Genomic DNA, 17,271 nt, shown 5'->3' on the forward strand with positions numbered 1-17,271 from the left:
CTTGCGGTTTGTTTAACGGCGCTATCCATAAACTCTAAAGTCTGAATGGACAGTTGCTATTCAGAGAAAAGAATCGAGCGATAGGCATCGCCGATTTAATCCATAGCTAAATCGGATTAGAAACCGACTAGCAGGCCAAAATGCAGAAAAACGTCGGACCGAACTCAACAATTATGCGTCACATTTCGCAGAGGGCGGTAAGCCTAAATGCGATCGAGCGCGCGGGTAATCAGGGAATCATGTCAAAGATGTCGGTGAATCCCTCACCCTTGGTAGCGGATTCAACCGCAAGTTAGTCACTCTAACGGACTCTGCCGTATGCGGGCAAATTTTGAATAATGTTGTTTAATGCGACGGTTAAAGCTGTCTAAACGATCGTTATCGCTCGCCTTTTTTGCGATAAAAACGCCCCCGGGAAATGCCGACCGGCCTCTTCCGATTGTGCAAAATTCGACGTCTGAAGGCGCCGATTTCGCAATCGGTTGCATTAAAAATGAACAAATTGAATAATTCCGTTTATTTTTGGGGGAATTTTAATTATTGCTTTCTCGGCGAATCGAGTGTGGGCTGGCAATTATTTGATTATCCATTCTCGAAATCCCGGTTGGTTTGCGGCGCGAATTGGAGAGTGGCGACCGTAAAGGGCAAGCTTTCGACATCTTCGGCATTCGAAGCCTGCAAAGGTTCAGCTCGCTGGGTGCGGAGGCCAGTGATCTCTGCTCCCGCCGTACCGCGAAAGCCGGTGGCGTCGCGGCTGTGACTGTTTGGGGGATCTGCTCAGGCAAGGCTGTGCCGTCTTCATTGACGGCACAGCCTGGAGACCGACTCTGTGGCCGGGCTATCTTCACAGGCTGCCGTGGGCGATCACGTCCGCAGCCGACTAGTAGGTCACCAGGTACTCCAAAGGCCACTGCTGAACATCCGCAAGATCCACCCACCACCCGCATGGGTTCGGAAGGTATGGAGTGGTCAGATGCACATGGAAGTCCGCACTGGCACCCGAATGGCGCGTGGAGTGCCTTGAGCGGTGCGCGGGCAGGTGACGCAAGCGCTAAACGACGCGTTTGCAGCGCAAGACACGCAGCGTCGAGATCAACGGGTCAAGGTGCGCGCTGGCCGGGCGCGGTGGTCGTCGCTTTTTCCTGACCAATGCGCACCGCATCGTGCAATCAGCGGATGGGGATGGCGATGGACGGCGCCGACAGGGGCAGCGGCACCTCGCTGCTTGCCTCCCAACACGCCGATTTGCGGGGTGTGTTGAGGACGCTGCAGATGAGCGCGCACCCGACCGCTGGCGCGCACCTGCGGTCGGGTGCAGAGCGCGGTGCAGCTCGGCAGCAATCTATCCTGGCAACACATCGGCCAACGCATCAGGAGACAGATACGCAAGCGCCAGGAGCCGCCCTACCTGTAGACAAGTCGCTGCCCGCCACGTGGCGGCACATTGGGCGAATCTTTACGCTGCGGCTGCGGCTGCGGCTGCGGCTGCGTCGGCCAATGGCTGCATTAGTTGGTCAGTACCGTCACTGCGTCTTGGCCAGGGCGGCCTTGGCGCGGGTGCCGGCCGCGGCACCGACCCGTTTATCCAGCACCTGCGCAAGCGCATTGAGCTGCGCGCTGCTCACACCGATGTTCATGCTGATCTTCAGATGCGACTGCAATTGCGAATCCACTCCCTCCAGCGCTGCGAGCATGCTCACCGTTGCCAATTCGCGGCTCACCCAATCGAGGTTGTCGCGCGCAAAAATGTCGCCGAACAGGTGCGTCTTCAAGTACGCATCGATGGCTGGTGCGAAGTCGAACAGCGGTCCCGACACCGCAGCCCCCACCAATTGCGTCTGATTGGCGGTACCCAACGCAAGCAGTTTCGGCCCTGTCGGCACCGGGCCGGGTAGCACGCCCTGCGCGTCGGTCACACCGCGCTGCTGTCGCGCCTGGACCACCTGCATCAACGCCGCAAGTGCATTGAGGCTGCGCGGGAAGCCGGCATAGGCGTAGACCTGCACCAACACTTCCTTGCATTCGTTGATGGTCAGCCCTGCATCCAGACCTGCCTCCAACGCATTCTTCAAACGGTCGATATCGCCGGTTGCCGCAAACGCGGCAATCGGGGCGATGGCTTGCTGCTGGGGCGACAGGCTTTCTGAGATGGGCATACCGATAGACTCCGGGGAACGTGCTGCCGCGGGGGAGGGGGCAACGACACAAACAGCGACCGCGCCAAGGGCGCAGACCACTACACGAGCGATCAATGGGCGCCAACGAGGCGCATTGATCGGTCTCTCAGGTCCAGATCTAGGGATCGATACGGTGAAATCCAAGCGTTAACCTCCTATTGCGCGGCAACCAACAACGTTACGCACGGCTGCCAGGCGGGGTGTGGGCGGCACACAGAGACCGGAATGTACGAGCGGTACATGCCGATTCCGAGCACCCGCAGCCCCGTTGGGTAGTCGCGCAGTCGTGTTGTTGGTCGCTCTTGGTGAATCGATTGCTACAGGCCAGACGCACTGCGCGAACGCGACATGCACGCACCGTTGCGGGACTCGACAGGGCAGGGCGCCAGCATGCCGTATCCGCATGGCTGTTCCATCCGTGTGCGCCGCATGCAGTTATGAGATGCACTCATCAGCGAGTGTCCGCACCACCTTGTTGCGATGAAGTCCCTGAAAGAGCGAGCGCCCGCTGCAGGCAAACACTCGCCGCATGCCAACACTCGCCGCATATGCCATGCCAACGCCATGACGATGCAATGCGGTCTTTCCGCATCGCCCAGCGCAACAGCGCAACAGCGCAACAGCTTGGCGCCTGCAACAGTGCGTTCGTGACATGTAGAGATGCGATGCGCTGAATATCGCCTTTCTCATCACACGCCAGCTGGCAGCATCGGGGCACGTTTCGCCATCGCCCCAATGAGTTCGCCATGAATACAGCCGCCGTTTCGCCCCGTCGCTGGGCCATCCACCCGTTCCATGCAGCCGTGCTCGGCGGTGTATGGCCCTTGTTTCTTGGCGCGCTATTGAGCGACTACGCCTACTGGAGCAGCTACCAGATTCAATGGAGCAACTTTGCATCCTGGCTGTTGGTCGGCGCCATGGTGGTGACCACCATCGCGCTCGTGGCCGCCATCGTCGCGCTGGTGCGCGGCAGCCGCAACTTCATCTATGTGATCGCATTGGTGGCAACCTGGATCGTGGGATTTTTCGATGCGCTGCATCACGCGCGCGATGCGTGGGCCATCATGCCGGCGGCATTGACGCTGTCGGCAATCGCCACACTGTTCGCATTGGTCGCCACCTGGTCGGGGCTGTCGGGTCTGCGCGTGGGAGGTGCACGATGAGCCGCTACACGCGTGTACTTGCCGTCTCGGTTCTTGCTGCTGCACTGGCCGCCTGCGGCAAGGCACCCGAGCTCGATCAGCATGGCGCCACGCCAGAGCTGCCGTCCCCGGATCGGGGGGTGCTGCCCGACATGACGATCGCCGAACCAAGTGCATGGGGCGACCGCAAGCCGACCGTCCCGGCGGGCTATCGCATTACCGCCATTGCCACCGACCTCGGCATTCCACGCCAGACGCTGGTGTTGCCGAATGGCGACATCCTGGTGGCCGAAGGCCGCGGCGGCTCTGCGCCAAATCTCAAGCCCAAGGACATCATCGCCGGCCCGATCAAGGCCAAGGGCACGTCCAAGGCCAAGAGCGGCAATCGGCTGACGTTGTTGCGCGATGCCGACGGCGACGGCACCTATGAATTGAAGACGGTCTTTGCCGACAAGCTCAACGCGCCTTACGGGCTTGCGCTGATCGGCAATGCGCTCTATGTCGCCAACCAGGATGCGCTGGTGCGTTTCGACTATCGCGACGGCCAGACCAAGGCCAGCGGCGCGCCGAGCAAACTGACCGATCTACCGTCGGTCATTAATCACCATTGGACCAAGGCGCTCACTGCCAGCGCAGATGGCCGTTATCTGTATGTGGCGATCGGCTCCAACAGCAACATCACCGAACGCGGCATGGCTGCAGAAGTCGATCGCGCGCAGGTCTGGCAAGTGGACGCGGCAACCGGTGCGCATAAGCCCTATGCCACCGGTTTGCGTAATCCCACCGCACTGGCGATCCAGCCCGGCACAGGCGCGCTGTGGGCAGTCGTCAACGAGCGCGATGAAATCGGCCCGAACCTGGTGCCCGACTATCTGACTTCGGTACGCGAAGGCGGCTTCTATGGCTGGCCCTACAGTTATTGGGGCAAAAATGTGGACGCACGTGTGATGCCGCAGGACCCGCAGAAAGTGGCCTCTGCCATCGCACCCGACTACGCGCTGGGGTCGCATGTGGCCGCGCTGGGTGTGGCGTTCTCGTCTCCGGTGCTGGGCGCGAAGTTTGCCGACGGCGTGTTTGTCGGCGAACACGGCAGCTGGAACCGCGACCCGCCAGTGGGCTACAAGGTGGTGTTCGTGCCGTTCCGCGATGGGCGCCCGGCAGGTCAGCCGATCGACTTCGTGTCCGGCTTCCATGGCGATGACGGCAAGACGCGCGGCCGCCCGGTGGGTGTCACCGTCGACCCGCGCGGTGCCTTGATCGTGGCCGACGACCTGGCCAACATCATCTGGCGCGTGACGCCAGAGGCCGCTGCAGCCGCGCCACAGTAAGCAGCAACGCGAGAGCCCGCCCGGTTGCATGATGCGCCGGGCGGGCTTTCTTTTGCCGTTCTGATCACACGAGACGGCTAGTCAGCAAGATGCTTGGCAGTGCGCCCGAGTAGCGCAGGGCGGGTGCGCAGCAACGCAATGCATGCGGAAGACTGCGCGCTGTGACAGCGACGCGTTGCGACGGGTTGTGTACATCCACGTGCATCGTCTACTTCAAAGATCGTCGTGCGCAACTTGCAAAAGATAGCCATCCCCTTCGCATTCGCATACAGTGCCGGCCCTGCGTCGGCACTGCCGCGCGGACGTCGGGCGTCAGGATCGCGCCGGGCAAGGCCATCCGGCTAAGAGCAGCTAACAAAATGACTGGGCAGCCGCCAGGCGGGCGTGACCGGTGCTCGGTGCGGCATGTACCACGTGTATACGTCGGTTCTGAGCGCGCCGTCCACACCCGCCTGACGACTGCTCGCTACGTCATGTTAGCCGCTCCAAGAGTGCACACACGGGAAGAATGCAGGGACGACTTCTACCGATTGCCAAGGGACGTTGTTGTCGATGTTGTTTAGATGGTTGTTGGGTGTTGTGGGTGTCTTACTCGTTTTTCCTGCCGGCGCAGCAGAGCTTGTCGGTCGGGCCGCCGTCACCGATGGCGACACCATCACCGTGGCGCACAAGCGCATCCGGTTATGGGGAATCGACGCGCCGGAAAGCGCGCAGCAGTGCAATGATCCAGACGGCCGTCCGTGGCCCTGTGGCCGTCGCTCTGCAGCGGCGCTGGATGGTTATCTGATCGACAAGACCGTGCGGTGTCAGCAAAAGGATACCGACCGTTACGGACGCGTCGTTGCCGATTGTTTTGTTCAAGGGCAATCGGTCAACGGCTGGATGGTGCGCAATGGCTGGGCGGTGGCGTATCGCCAATACGCCACCGCGTTCGTTGCCGATGAGCGCATCGCGCAGCAGCAAAAACGCAATCTCTGGCAGGGAACCTTCCAGCAGCCTGCCGAGTACCGGCGCAACAAACGCCATCACGTTGCATCACGCGCAGCAGCAATTGCACCGGCAGCCGTGCCGGGCAAGTGCGCCATCAAGGGCAATATTTCCGGCAAGGGCAGCAAGATCTTCCACATGCCTGGTCAACGCGATTACGCGCGTACCAGCATCTCGACCGAGAAGGGCGAGCGCTATTTTTGCTCGGCCCAGGATGCGCTGAATGCCGGTTGGCGGCGCGCCGTACGTTAAGCGGAGAGGGGACTCAGTCGGCCAGGCACGGGAGGCACGCACCTGCAGTACGCGCACTGGCCGCGTCTGCTTTGCGCTGTTGCAGCCCTGCGCCTGAGGCGCCATGCCACGCCGATCAAAACGCGTGGTTTGCTAGCATCGTTCGCTCCACGACAACGCAGCGATCCGATGCCGATGCTCCACATCCCCGAGCCCGATCTGTTCGCGCCTGGCCAAGGCGAGCCATCTCTGCGCTGGGGCGTGCTCGGTCCCGGCGGGATCGCATCCGCATTCGTGCGTGCGTTGCGCAGCAATACCCATCAACGCCCGGTGGCAGTTGCCTCACGTAGCAGCGAGCGTGCGAACGCGTTTGCGAAGACCTGGGCGATCGACCGTGCGTACGACAGCTATCAGACGTTGGTCGATGACCCGAACGTCGACATCGTCTACATCGCCACGCCGCATAGCGAGCATCTGCAGCATGGGCTGCTGGCGCTACGCGCCGGTAAACATGTGCTGATCGAAAAGCCCATCACAACCTGTGCCGACGATGCGCACCTGCTCGTGCAGGAAGCGCGTGCACGCGGCCTGTTTTTGATGGAAGCGATGTGGAGCCGCTACCTGCCGCAGACCTCGGTGATCCGCAAACTGCTTGCCGATGGCGCGCTGGGCGATGTGCGCCACGTGTTTGCCGACCTGAGCCAGCGTGGACCCAGCGACCCTGCACATCGGCAACGCAGTCCCGAACTTGGCGGTGGTGCGCTGCTGGACCTGGGCGTCTACGCCGTGCAGTTTTCCTCGATGATCCTCTCTGCGCCCACCGCAATCACTGCCGTCGGTGAGCTCACTGACACCGGCGTCGATGCCTTTTCCACCATCGTGCTGTCGCATCGCGTGCATGCGCAGTCCACCTTGATCAGCTCCATCGTCGCGCGCAGCAGTTCTATGGCCTACGTCACCGGTACCGAAGGGAGCATCGACCTGGTCGGCGATTTCCACAATCCAACCACGCTGCGGATTGGCAATAACGCTGACGCCAGCACGCCGGTCGAATGGACCGACCCGACCGGCATCAAGGGCTATGAAGGGCTGTCATGGCAGGCAAACGCCGCCGCACGCTATATCGGGGAAGGCCGCAGCGAGTCGCCGCTGCATCCGCTCCACGAAGTGGTGCAGATCATGACAACGCTGGACGTGGCGCGTGCACAGCTGCACGCGGCGGCTGCAACGGCTGGCTGATACCGCTTGACGCGCCTCACCGTTGTCAGGGGAGCCGCTACATCACGGATCGCAAGCACCTCACGACTGCGCCGCACCAACACACCCACATCGCGTCAATCGCACTGCCTGCACGCCCAGCAACCACAGGCAACGCGGCGGCACCGATCAATCGCCCTCGCGTCGCACCCGTGTACGGTAGGCAGACATATTGTCGCCATCGATCTGCGTTTGGCGCGTGCCGATGATGGTATCGACCTTGACGTCGGTACCGGTCACCGGCTGTGCATCGACCTTGGTTTCGCGCTCGAACGCATGCGATTGATCGGTGTTGCGGTAGTACCGATACAGCATCCAGTACAGCGCCGAGCCACCGGCCGGGCCCGCCAACAGCAGAAAAAGAACGCCATCATCGCTCATCAAACACCTGCCAGAAAAAACAGAACCGCCGCTTCGATCGCGGTGCCGGCAGTCAGCGCGGCCAGCAACAGTTTCCACTGCTGGACCGGCACGCTGCCCATGGTTTCGCCGGTGCGGCCATTGACTGCGATGTAGTGCAGCATGCCGCCGTCGCGACCGGGCTGATGGTACGAATACAACCACACCGGCAGATACATCGACACCCAGCGCGTGCCGTGCACGTCCAACCGCTCCGACTCCCAGCGCACCCCACGACCATAGCGCCTGACCGACGGCTCGACCTGCGCACGTGCGATCGACAGCAGCTGGTCTTCCAGCCGGGGGCGTAGCTGCGCGATGTCGCGGTCGCGCTTTTCCGAGCTGAAACCGGCCAGATACGACGCATTCCAGCGCACGGCGTTCTTGGTATCGAACGGCAGGATCGCGTTGATGATGTTGTTGGTGTTGACCCGGCTATCCAGATTGCCGCGCGCCGCGGACGACTCCAGCGGCAGATCGTCCACCGTGAATTCGATCTGCCGACGCACCTGGTACACGTCGGCGTCGTAGTAGGTCTGCTTGTTCTTTTCGGTGCCGCGGGTGTACTGCCGTAGCTTGATCTCGCCCATTCCCGACACGCTGGCGCTCACATTGCCGTCGACGATCATGTAAGGCAGATACACACCCACCACGTTCTCGGGGGTGAACTGCTGCTTGAATGCCTTCAACGCAAACAACCGGCGCTTGCCCACGAACTGACGGATGCGCGCTACCGCATCCTGCTTGTCGATATGGAAGGGCAGCACCGCGTCGGGAACCGCGCCGTTGGCCACCTGTTCGTTGACGCCGAACACATGCCGGCACCAATGGCAGCGCGCCGTCATGGTGCTTTGCGTGTTGATGGTGACCTCGGCCCCGCAACCGACGCATTTGAAGCTCATCAGGCTGGCCGCCTCCGCAGCGATGTCTTGCGCACCGGAGGCGACGACCGTGCCGCGCAACGCGTCGAGGCCTTGCCCGAAGCCGAATGCCTCTTCGACCCGCACCCCTGGCCACTCGGCGCGGCAGTACTGACAGACCAGCAGGTCGGTGCCGAGCTTGGGGCGGATATCGCTGGAGCCGCAGGCAGGGCAGCGGTTGAGGCCGTCCTTGAGCTCGGCAGCGGCGGTGTCGATCGCCAACGGATCGGGAGCCAGCACTTCCTCGCGGATCGGGCCGGGCAGGGTGGCCGGGTCGAGCGGCAGGCTACCCGGCAACGGCGGCACGTCCTGGGGTGAGCCTGGACCGGTAGGCGGTGCCGCACGCAATGGCGGCAGTGGAGGCGGCTGCAGTGGCGGCAGCGGCGGCGGAAAGCGGGGATCGGACATGACGGCGAGCGCGCTTACAGACCCAACGCCCTGGCCTTTGCGGCGTCGTAATCGGCCTGCGTGATCAGGCCCAGATCCAGCATGTCCTTGGCCTTTTTCAACTTGGCCACCGGATCGTCCGCCGCAGGCGTTGCTGCTGCGACAGGCTGCTGCAACGCACCCACACCGCCTGCCAAGCCCGTGGCCATGCCCACGCCCACCAGACCTGCCGCTCCGCCGTGTTCGCCTGCCGATTGCAGACCCTGCGCAACGCTCGCTTGCAGGTTGGAGTTGCCGCGCGCCCCGGCCAGCGCATCGGCGCGCTGCACGGTCTTGAGCAATTCGCGCGTGTTGGCGTCGTACTCGATCGACACGATGGTGGTCTTGACGATTGCCAGACCACGATCGGATTTCCACTGATACGCCTGCTCCACTGCATCGGACAGGCTGCGCGCAAACCCCAGCGAATCCTGCTGCAGTTTGGTGATGCGATTGCCCTTGGCCGGGTCGTTCGTATACAGGCTAAAAGCGGGCGCGAGCGAGCCGACCACTTCGTTGAACAGCTGACTGGCCGCGGCGTTATCCAGATCGGTGAAGTCGAAGATCGCGCCCGGTTGCAGATAGCGCGCCGGCACAAAATTATTCACGAACAGGATGGGGTCGACGATCTTCAAGGTGTACGCGCCGCGCGTGATCGCGCCCACTTGCGTGCCCAGAAAGCCGTCGTCCCAATAGATTTCGGACTGTGTGCCGAAGCGGTTATCCGGCAATTCCTTCAACGAGACAAAAAATGCTACCTGCTGAGATCCCGGCTGACCCCCGAACTTGAAGCGCTCCCAACTCTGCCGGATCAACGGCGCCACCAGCCCGTCGCCCGCAAATAGCGATTGCGCATTGACATCGTCCGAGCGCCATTCGTAACCGCCGGGTTCGGCCACAAACCCGGTGATGGCGCCATCCTGCAACAGCAGCAATCCATAGCCTTCGGGCACCACGATCTTCGAGCCATTGCTGATGATGTTGGACGACGCGCTGGTGTTGGCGCCACGCCCGGCGTTGCTGCCGTGCGAAACCGCAGCGAACAGCGCTGCCGTCGCCGGTAGATCCGCCGGCACGGTATAGAAATCCTTCCACTGGTCGGCCAACACGCCGCTGACCGCACCCGCCACTGCCTGGATCAGACCCATGACAACATCCTGTAATTGGTAGACCCGCAGCGTACCCGTCTTGCGCACGCAACTCTATGCCGTGCGTCGGGTGCGGCGTGCCGCCGATGGCGCCTGCAGAGCGGTCAGACCCTGCATCGAAGACAGCGGGTTGCACCGCACGACTGCCTGACATGCAAAACCCCGCATCAGCGGGGTTTTGCATTCGTGCATGGCGGCGGCGTAGGGCAGTGCGCTACGCCAGCGCGGTCATCACGGCAGATCGCACTTGATCTTGCCGTCTACGTAATAGGGTTTGGGGACGTCGGGATTGGTGCTGGTCTTTTCGAACACCACCTCGAACGAGGCCATATCCACCTTGCCCTGTCGCGACGTGCAGGCGTCCTGAAGTTTTTTCTTCACCGCGGCAATGCCGGCTTCGCGGTTGGCACCATCGGCGCTATTGGTCAGGTTGGCCACTTCGGCCCAAGCCTGGGTGCTCAGGCCGAGCAGGCATCCGGCGAGCAGCATGCTGTGCAGCTTCTTCATACGATCTCCTTTGCAATGTCCATTGTGCAATGTCCCTGGATGCGCGACAGATGGGTTGCAGCGCGCCGACAGCATAGGCGTGCCACGTTAAGAACCCGTGCGCGGCCACCTGCGCCAATGGCGCGCTGTGTCATGCGCGCTGCAGGTCGTGCAGGCTCCGCGTCCTGGCATTACCGGGCAAGTGCCAGCGTAGCCCATGCAAGTACGCCGTAGCGCGTGACCTTGGCGATCGTCACCAATGGCAGGAAGACGCGCAACGGTTCGCGCATGACTCCGGCCGCCAGCGTCAGTGGGTCGCCAATGATCGGCATCCAACTCAGCAGCAGCGACCATTTGCCGTATCTGCCATACCAGGCCTGCGCACGCGCCAAGGCGTTTGGGGTTACAGGAAACCAGCGCCGCCCCTGGAAGCGCAGCACCTCGCGCCCGATCCACCAATTGATCAGCGAGCCCAGCACGTTGCCGACGCTCGCAGCCGCCACAAGCCCCACCACCGAACCGCCATCCAGCAACAACGCAACCAATGCCGCCTCCGACTGCGCGGGAAGCAGCGTAGCGGCAATCAACGACAGTGCGAACAGCGAGAGATAGGTCAAGGGCAGCCTATGGGTTGGTCGTTACGTTCTGAATTTCAGCGCGAGATGGAGACCTTTGACTCACACATGCGCTGGTGCGCGAGCGGCGGCGACATCCGCAAAACCTCACCTCATAAATTCAGTGTGCAGCGATCAATCCGTCGCCATGCAGTGGACGTCGCGATGCGCGTACCGCTTAATTGTGCAGCGCCCAGCATGCCTCACAGCAGGGCAAGCTGCCCCACCGCATTGCGCACGCTCTTCTTGGTCATACGCACCACCGAACGATGGATCGTCATGCCTTCGATCAAGGCATCGATCGCACTGGCAGCGGGTTTGGAAAAATGCAATTCCAGCGCCGCGCGGCTGCGTGCCATCCATTGCTCCATGATCGCGGTCATTTCCGGATGGCGCCGGGCAAACGCGTACAGCTCGTAGCTCAGCAGCAGGATCCGCGGCGAGGCGGTGCTGTCGGCAAAGATGATATTCACCACAGCATCGCAGGCTTGGTCGCGGTTCTTCGCAGCGCGGATCTCGGCGGCGAAGTTCTTCGAGACCTCCTGCGAGAAGCGGGTGAATGCAGCGATCAGCAGCTCATGCATGGAGCCGAAGTAGTAGGTGGTCGCGCTCAACGGCACCTGTGCGTGTTCGGCAACCTTGCGAAAAGTCGTCCCCGCCACGCCATGCTCAACGACCACCTGCAAGGTGGCCTGCTCAATGTGTTCTTTTCGATGTGGATCTTGCCGCCAGGTCCTGCCGCTCATCTGTCTTCATGCACGTATCGACCAGGGTGATGGTAATCCAGAGTTGACTTGCCAATTGGTACAGATGTACAAATTGATGCTACTGGCTTTACGCTGCCCGCAGAAAGGCACCGGAGAGCATTGCTTTTTTGTCACGAGGGCTAGGTATGACGGGTTCGGAAAAACACCAGGTCGATGTTGGCCGCAGGGCGACGCTGGGCGGTTTGGCCGCTGGTGGCGTTGTCATCGCAACCGGTGCAGGTGCGGCGCCATCCAGCCACTGGCAGCAAGGAAAATGGCTCAATGAACCCAAATCGCACCGCATCGTGAGCGGCGATGTGCTGGAGGTCGTCACCGACAAGGGCACTGACTTCTGGCGCGAAACCCATTACGGGTTCACCCGCGATAGCGGGCATTTTCTTGGCATCGCGGCGCCGGCAGCGTTTACCTGCCAGCTGCGCGTCCGCGCAACGTTCGAGCAGCTCTACGACCAGGCCGGGCTCATGATCCGCGTCAACGAGCGGCAGTGGGTCAAGGCGGGCATCGAGCTCAGCGACGGTCGCGCGATGCTCAGCAGCGTGCTGACCGATGGCAAATCGGATTGGGCCACAGGGCCGTACGAAGCTGACCCGTCCGACTTCTGGATCCGCGCCACCGTCGACAAGGGCGTGCTGCGTCTGCAAGTCTCCAAGGACGGCACGTATTGGCCGCTGGTGCGGCTGTGCCCATTCCCGGTGGCCAGCACCTATCTGGTTGGTCCGATGACCTGCACGCCAGAGCGCGAAGGCTTGAAGGTGCATTTCTCCGACTGGAAGCTCGGCCCGGTGCTCGGCAAGGATCTGCACGATCTTTCCTGAGGGTTTAGCGCAGCCCACAAAACTGCTGCGTTCACCGCCAGGCGGACGTGGCCGGTGTTCGGTGCTTGGTGCTTGGTGCGGCACATGCCATGGGTGCACTCCGATTCTGAGTGCGCCGTCTAAACCGACCTGACGACTGTTCGCTCTGCTTTCCTGGATTGGCTAACAAAACGACTGCGTTCACCGCCAAGTGCGGGTGACCAGTGCTCGGAGCAGCATGTGCCACGTGTACATCCCGGTTCTGAGCGTGCCGTCCGCATCCATCTGACGACTGATCGCTGCGTTTTGTTAGCCGCTCTTAGTGGCTCTTGATGCCGTCTATCGCCTGGCAGCCGGTGTCTTCGCAGTTGGATGATTGATGACGTCTCGTGCTTCACACCGTGCGCAGCAGCACGCATCGGGTTGGGATGCGCCAACATCGCACCGGCGTTGTTTTCGATGGCCGGACAACAGCGCGCCATGCCCGAGGGCATGGCGATCACCGCAATGACGACACTCGGCTACGCTGGCGTCCTGGCCGGCCCCGCCTTGATCGGCTTCGCCGCCCACGGCTGGGGACTGACCGCCGCGCTGATGCTCGTGGCTGCCGCGATGTGTGCGGTTGCCATTTCTGCCCGCTGGTTGCGATTGGGTAATGCTGAGTAGGGCGGGGTAGAGCTAGGCCAATGCCTTGGTCATCAGCATCCCCATGGTCAGGGCAGCGATCAGCATCAATCGACGGGCTTGCATGTTTCGATCCCCGGTTCTTGAGGCACGTTGGCCTCGATACGGATTTCAATGGCCGTCGCCCGTCGAGGCAGCGGCCATCGCTCAGTCGCGCCGCACCACCAGACCTGTCTGCGCAACCAGCAGATCGATCCCCGACACCGCGCCGCCCAGTAGTGCGGGCCAACCAGCGTTGCCTAGTCACGTCAGGTACGTTCCCACAGTGGCCGCTCAGGTGGAAGCCGGCATTGGTGCGAAGGTGGAGCATCCGCTCCGCGTGAGCAAACGTAGATTCTTTCATCAGTGCTTATGCGTGTGCTTTCCGTGCACTGATGAGTGCTCGCAGCATTCGGCTAGACGCGATAATCCCTCGACCACACATGCGGCCGACACGCTGCAACGTCTGCCGCACAGGGCGCGGTGCTGTCAGCATGCAGGGATTAACTGGTCAGGAGCGCTTTGCGCTCATGCACTGATGCGTCGATCAACGCAACGGCGCTTCGGTCGCATTGGCGTCTACGTTCGCAATGAATGCTCAGCAATCAGCGAGCTAAGCGGAGTCGCGGGCGATCCAGCACCAGCTACCACATGAACTTCATCTCACAACCAACGTAATTGCTGTCGTGACCGCCGGAGGTACGCACGGTGTCGCCGGCCTGGTAATGGACTGCTTCGATGGCGGTCTGCAGATGTGTGTTGAGCTTCCAGTCACCGCGCAGCTGCAGATAGCGGCCGGTCCAGTGACTGCCGGTGCCCGCAGTGCCGGCCAGCGGAATGTCCGGCTGCACATACACGGCGTCGGCGGTGCTTTGCCGCCACAACAGGCCGAGCGAGGCGGTAACGCTCAGCTGCGCGGTGGGCCGCAGGGTGAGCATCGGTTTGATCTGCAGCAAGTTGCTGTAACCGGTGTAGCCGGCCAGGTTGATGTACGCGCCGTTCGGGAACAGCGGGTTGAAGGTTTCAAGCTGCCCATCGTCTGGATGTCGGTCGCCGGAGGCGGTGTCGACCTGCAACCCCAGGCGCGGCGTCAACGCGGTGTCCTGCCAGGTGTAGCCGGCCTTGAGGCCGAGCGCCCAGGCACGCGCGCGGCTGTTGCCGACCTTTCCGCGTTGCCCCATCGCCTCAAGATCCCAGTCCAACGCAGTGTGCACACCTGCGAAGCGGGCATCGACAATGTCGCGGCGCTCGTTGCCGGCCGCATCCAGAAAGCTGGCGTCATCCTGCCGATAGCGTGCGTAATACAGCGACAGTTCGTCGCTGCCCAGGACGTGGCGTTCGACGCGCACCGTATCAAGGCGCAGATGTCGATTGGAGAAGTCATCGAAGCTGCGCACATCGGCGTACTGCACCGGCTGGCTGACAAACGCAATCCAGCGCCATGGGCCGGTCTCGTAGTTGACCCACACCGCATCGAAAGATTGGCGCACGTTCGGGCCATCACGCAGCGAGACGAATCGCTGCAGGTCGAAGGCAAACTCCTGCCGGCCCACGCGCAGTTTTATATCGCCATCGGCCAGTGGCGCGGTGTAGGCCACGAACGCCATGCGCAGGTCGGCACGATTGGCATCGGCCGGGCCGATACGGCGTTTATCCACTGCGCGTACGTCTTCCAGTTGGGTAAAGAGCTGCAAGTGCTCGCCAACCCGCACGTCCAGATGCGCCTGCAGGCGGTGCAACAGATAGCTGTCGCTCTCGCGGCCGATACCCAGCGCAGGCGTGTGATTGCTTTCGAAGCGTTCGCGCAGGTTGATGCCGAACGAGGCGTAGCCCGCGTCACCAAGCGGCACATATTTCAGGCGATCGAACGGGTGCGTACGAAGCGCGGGATCAGCAAGCGGCGACCAGTCTTCCTGCCAACGGTTGGACTTGATGACAGGGCGTACCGGTGTGGCGATGGTTGCATCGACCGAAGACTGCGCCCATGCATCGGCGCATGGGCACAGGACCAACATCAAGGGCAGTGTGAGGCGTAACGACATGTGCGATCAGGAATGGAGTTCGGCGTGCAGCTCGGCGACATAGCCACCGGGGAACTCCACCATCGCCGACTGTCGACCCGACGCGGCCACCGCAGGCACCAACACTTTTGCGCCGGACGCGGTGGCGCGCGCGAGCGTTGCCGCAAGGTCGTCCACTGCGTATCCGGTGAGCTCGTGCCCGTACGGATAGGGCAGGTGGCCGTCAGTCACCAACACCTGCAGCGCACCGAAGCCGGAGCTGATGACGATGCTGCGGTAAGTGACGCCAGGTCGGCCGATCAGCGTTGCGTCCGCATGGCGGTCATCATGCAGCACCTTGCCATGCGAGAACTTCAGCCAGGCTTTAACGAACGCATCGGCACGATCGGGCGAGACGTAGACGCGGTTCTCCGGAATCGTCGCCAGCGGTGCGTAATGCGGTGCGGTGTCGTGCCAGTACAGCTGCATGCTGACGCCGCCCGGCCAGGCGATCACCGCATCCATACCGATAGGATCCTTGAACGGCGCAACCAGCACCTCCGCTCCGGCAGCGCGTGCGGCGCTGATTGCCTGCTGCATGTCGGTCACCAGATAGCCGGTGCGTTCGCTGCCGAACGGGTGGGGCACCGGCGTACGAAAGCCGAACAACGACACCGTGCCTGCCGGCGTCTGCACCAGTTGCGAGCTGGTACTGCTTGGCGTTGGCGTGACCGTGGCGATCACCTGCCGCGTGCTTTGTCCGCCGAAGGTCGCGGCGAAACTGCGCGCGAACGCATCCACATCGGCAGGCGCCACATAAACGTGCGTAGTGTCGTATTGCGGGCCGACCGACACCGGCGCTGCAGCATCGGCAAGGACCGGGAGGACCGCGCTCAGCATCAGCGCGGCGGATAGGCTCAGGGAAAGTAGCGGACGCATGGAAGTTCCTTTTGGGAAAGAGGACAGCGACGGCATCTTCGGCCATGGGCCGTCGATGCTTTTGCGGTAGGAGTTGGATGCACTTGAGGCGTTCTTGCGCGCCGGTTGGACTAGGACGCCGCCCGCATCGCGCTGTGTTTGTTGCCAAGCTGCTTGATCACGCGCGCGATCTGCTTAGCAGCTCTGCGCATCGTCATAGAGAACAACCGGCCGTCTTTGCAGGATTCTCGCCGGCGACGTACTCGGACTTACGCATGTGAGATGCACCAGCAGATCGCATGGACGAGCGCGCTCACGCATCGCCTTCGTCGTTGCGCGCAGGTGGCGGTGATGGCGTAGCCGGCGGCACATGTTTGCCTTCTGGCAGATGCCCGAACATATGTGGCTTGACCTGATGCCCGATCCACGAGGCCTCAGTCTGGCTGCGCGTTGTCAGCTGGCGCACAAGTGGCGGCAGTTGCTCACCGACCAGGATGCCAAGCAAGCCGACCAACGCAATGACCGGAGGCGCTGGCGAGCGCACATTGAGCAGGCTGTAGATCACACCGACCAGCAAACCGGCGCCAAGCGAGAGCAAATAGGGCTTCATCGTGCGACTGCCTGTTGTGACGCACGGTCCGCGCAGGTCGGCAGTGCATGGCGTCTACGTGCCACCGCCAGCCAACGTGCCTGGTCGCGTGGCGAGGGGAGTGCACTGCCGGCGAGCGCGTGGCGCTGGCCCGACACATCAGACATCGTCATGGACGCGATCTCTCTGGAGGGGGAATCGCTGGGTCATGGCGTCGAGGGACGCCAGCGATGTGGTCCATGCTGGACGCCTCGGGCCGAATCCAGAACACCGCGTCGGGGCAGGGTCCGATGACTCGTTCGGGGGATGCGTGCACACGGCGCACGGCGCGCCGCCACCATGTGTTCTGTACAGCAGGCTGGATCAGGCGACATCAACCAGCACGGCAGATCAACATCAACGCATGGCAGGAAATGACGCAACAG

General features: G+C 62.3%; 15 protein-coding genes, 2 other RNA genes and 1 pseudogene. 8 read left to right on the forward strand and 10 right to left on the reverse strand.

Annotated elements, in window-relative coordinates:
- Positions 1-1,523: 1,523 nt before the first annotated feature.
- Complete coding sequence (locus tag ACZZ0O_RS16865) at positions 1,524-2,156, reverse strand: carboxymuconolactone decarboxylase family protein (protein ID WP_463591323.1); 633 nt, start codon at positions 2,154-2,156, stop codon at positions 1,524-1,526.
- Between the two features lie 767 nt (positions 2,157-2,923).
- Here ACZZ0O_RS16865 and ACZZ0O_RS16870 point away from each other — a divergent pair.
- From ACZZ0O_RS16870 to ACZZ0O_RS16890, 5 genes are all read left to right on the forward strand, one after another.
- Positions 2,924-3,340 (forward strand): hypothetical protein, encoded by a 417-nt coding sequence (locus tag ACZZ0O_RS16870; RefSeq protein ID WP_463591324.1) that lies wholly within the window; start codon positions 2,924-2,926, stop codon positions 3,338-3,340.
- Entirely contained in the window at positions 3,337-4,647 is a 1,311-nt protein-coding gene (locus ACZZ0O_RS16875; protein WP_463591325.1) for a PQQ-dependent sugar dehydrogenase, read from the forward strand. Before ACZZ0O_RS16870 ends, ACZZ0O_RS16875 begins: the two co-directional genes overlap by 4 nt.
- A 405-nt stretch (positions 4,648-5,052) precedes the next feature.
- A non-coding RNA gene (locus tag ACZZ0O_RS16880) (sX9 sRNA) lies at positions 5,053-5,129 on the forward strand.
- Positions 5,130-5,199: 70 nt separating this feature from the next.
- Positions 5,200-5,886 (forward strand): thermonuclease family protein, encoded by a 687-nt coding sequence (locus ACZZ0O_RS16885; RefSeq protein ID WP_463591326.1) that lies wholly within the window; start codon positions 5,200-5,202, stop codon positions 5,884-5,886.
- Between the two features lie 168 nt (positions 5,887-6,054).
- Entirely contained in the window at positions 6,055-7,104 is a 1,050-nt protein-coding gene (locus ACZZ0O_RS16890) for a Gfo/Idh/MocA family protein (protein ID WP_463591327.1), read from the forward strand.
- A gap of 147 nt (positions 7,105-7,251) precedes the next feature.
- Here the strand turns inward: ACZZ0O_RS16890 and ACZZ0O_RS16895 are convergent, their stop codons facing one another.
- From ACZZ0O_RS16895 to ACZZ0O_RS16920, 6 genes are all read right to left on the reverse strand, one after another.
- Positions 7,252-7,503, reverse strand: a complete 252-nt coding sequence (locus tag ACZZ0O_RS16895; protein WP_463591328.1) for a hypothetical protein — start codon at positions 7,501-7,503, stop codon at positions 7,252-7,254.
- Complete coding sequence (locus ACZZ0O_RS16900) at positions 7,503-8,849, reverse strand: TFIIB-type zinc ribbon-containing protein (RefSeq protein WP_463591329.1); 1,347 nt, start codon at positions 8,847-8,849, stop codon at positions 7,503-7,505. Before ACZZ0O_RS16900 ends, ACZZ0O_RS16895 begins: the two co-directional genes overlap by 1 nt.
- 14 nt (positions 8,850-8,863) lie before the next feature.
- The gene (locus ACZZ0O_RS16905; protein WP_463591330.1) at positions 8,864-10,015 is read right to left on the reverse strand and encodes an SPFH domain-containing protein; all 1,152 of its coding nucleotides are present in this window, start codon (positions 10,013-10,015) and stop codon (positions 8,864-8,866) included.
- Between the two features lie 231 nt (positions 10,016-10,246).
- Positions 10,247-10,522, reverse strand: coding sequence for a hypothetical protein (locus ACZZ0O_RS16910; RefSeq protein WP_055854279.1), 276 nt, complete (start codon positions 10,520-10,522; stop codon positions 10,247-10,249).
- A gap of 170 nt (positions 10,523-10,692) precedes the next feature.
- Positions 10,693-11,118, reverse strand: coding sequence for a YqaA family protein (locus tag ACZZ0O_RS16915; protein WP_115527785.1), 426 nt, complete (start codon positions 11,116-11,118; stop codon positions 10,693-10,695).
- Between the two features lie 200 nt (positions 11,119-11,318).
- A complete protein-coding gene (locus ACZZ0O_RS16920) occupies positions 11,319-11,861 on the reverse strand; it encodes a TetR/AcrR family transcriptional regulator (protein WP_115553814.1) in 543 nt (180 codons plus the stop codon).
- A 146-nt stretch (positions 11,862-12,007) separates the two neighbouring features.
- Here ACZZ0O_RS16920 and ACZZ0O_RS16925 point away from each other — a divergent pair, with 146 nt between their 5' ends.
- The 3 genes and pseudogenes from ACZZ0O_RS16925 to ACZZ0O_RS16935 form a co-directional block, all read left to right on the forward strand.
- On the forward strand, positions 12,008-12,697 hold the full coding sequence (locus tag ACZZ0O_RS16925) for a DUF1349 domain-containing protein (protein ID WP_115512981.1): 690 nt from the start codon (positions 12,008-12,010) through the stop codon (positions 12,695-12,697).
- Between the two features lie 217 nt (positions 12,698-12,914).
- A non-coding RNA gene (locus tag ACZZ0O_RS16930) (sX9 sRNA) lies at positions 12,915-12,991 on the forward strand.
- Between the two features lie 102 nt (positions 12,992-13,093).
- Positions 13,094-13,342 (forward strand): annotated as a pseudogene (locus ACZZ0O_RS16935) (MFS transporter); the annotation flags it as partial.
- A gap of 641 nt (positions 13,343-13,983) precedes the next feature.
- Here the strand turns inward: ACZZ0O_RS16935 and ACZZ0O_RS16940 are convergent.
- The 3 genes from ACZZ0O_RS16940 to ACZZ0O_RS16950 all read right to left on the reverse strand — a co-directional run bounded on the left by ACZZ0O_RS16940 (position 13,984) and on the right by ACZZ0O_RS16950 (position 16,867).
- Positions 13,984-15,381 carry an alginate export family protein gene (locus ACZZ0O_RS16940; protein WP_463591331.1) on the reverse strand — a complete coding sequence of 466 codons (1,398 nt, stop codon included), beginning with the start codon at positions 15,379-15,381 and terminating at the stop codon, positions 13,984-13,986.
- Positions 15,382-15,387: 6 nt separating this feature from the next.
- A complete protein-coding gene (locus tag ACZZ0O_RS16945; RefSeq protein WP_463591332.1) occupies positions 15,388-16,278 on the reverse strand; it encodes a glyoxalase in 891 nt (296 codons plus the stop codon).
- A 292-nt stretch (positions 16,279-16,570) separates the two neighbouring features.
- Positions 16,571-16,867, reverse strand: a complete 297-nt coding sequence (locus ACZZ0O_RS16950; RefSeq protein ID WP_463591333.1) for a XapX domain-containing protein — start codon at positions 16,865-16,867, stop codon at positions 16,571-16,573.
- Positions 16,868-17,271 lie beyond the last annotated feature (404 nt).

The organism is Xanthomonas sp. AC360, assembly GCF_979258225.1.

Bases quoted from the DNA above. Each gene is read 5' to 3' on its own strand.
- ACZZ0O_RS16940 (WP_463591331.1), bottom strand. From the start codon at position 15,381: ATGTCGTTACGCCTCACACTGCCCTTGATGTTGGTCCTGTGCCCATGC.
- ACZZ0O_RS16910 (WP_055854279.1), bottom strand. From the start codon at position 10,522: ATGAAGAAGCTGCACAGCATGCTGCTCGCCGGATGCCTGCTCGGCCTG.
- ACZZ0O_RS16900 (WP_463591329.1), bottom strand. From the start codon at position 8,849: ATGTCCGATCCCCGCTTTCCGCCGCCGCTGCCGCCACTGCAGCCGCCT.
- ACZZ0O_RS16895 (WP_463591328.1), bottom strand. From the start codon at position 7,503: ATGAGCGATGATGGCGTTCTTTTTCTGCTGTTGGCGGGCCCGGCCGGT.
- ACZZ0O_RS16890 (WP_463591327.1), top strand. From the start codon at position 6,055: ATGCCGATGCTCCACATCCCCGAGCCCGATCTGTTCGCGCCTGGCCAA.
- ACZZ0O_RS16875 (WP_463591325.1), top strand. From the start codon at position 3,337: ATGAGCCGCTACACGCGTGTACTTGCCGTCTCGGTTCTTGCTGCTGCA.
- ACZZ0O_RS16920 (WP_115553814.1), bottom strand. From the start codon at position 11,861: ATGAGCGGCAGGACCTGGCGGCAAGATCCACATCGAAAAGAACACATT.
- ACZZ0O_RS16950 (WP_463591333.1), bottom strand. From the start codon at position 16,867: ATGAAGCCCTATTTGCTCTCGCTTGGCGCCGGTTTGCTGGTCGGTGTG.
- ACZZ0O_RS16865 (WP_463591323.1), bottom strand. From the start codon at position 2,156: ATGCCCATCTCAGAAAGCCTGTCGCCCCAGCAGCAAGCCATCGCCCCG.
- ACZZ0O_RS16905 (WP_463591330.1), bottom strand. From the start codon at position 10,015: ATGGGTCTGATCCAGGCAGTGGCGGGTGCGGTCAGCGGCGTGTTGGCC.
- ACZZ0O_RS16925 (WP_115512981.1), top strand. From the start codon at position 12,008: ATGACGGGTTCGGAAAAACACCAGGTCGATGTTGGCCGCAGGGCGACG.
- ACZZ0O_RS16945 (WP_463591332.1), bottom strand. From the start codon at position 16,278: ATGCGTCCGCTACTTTCCCTGAGCCTATCCGCCGCGCTGATGCTGAGC.
- ACZZ0O_RS16870 (WP_463591324.1), top strand. From the start codon at position 2,924: ATGAATACAGCCGCCGTTTCGCCCCGTCGCTGGGCCATCCACCCGTTC.
- ACZZ0O_RS16885 (WP_463591326.1), top strand. From the start codon at position 5,200: ATGTTGTTTAGATGGTTGTTGGGTGTTGTGGGTGTCTTACTCGTTTTT.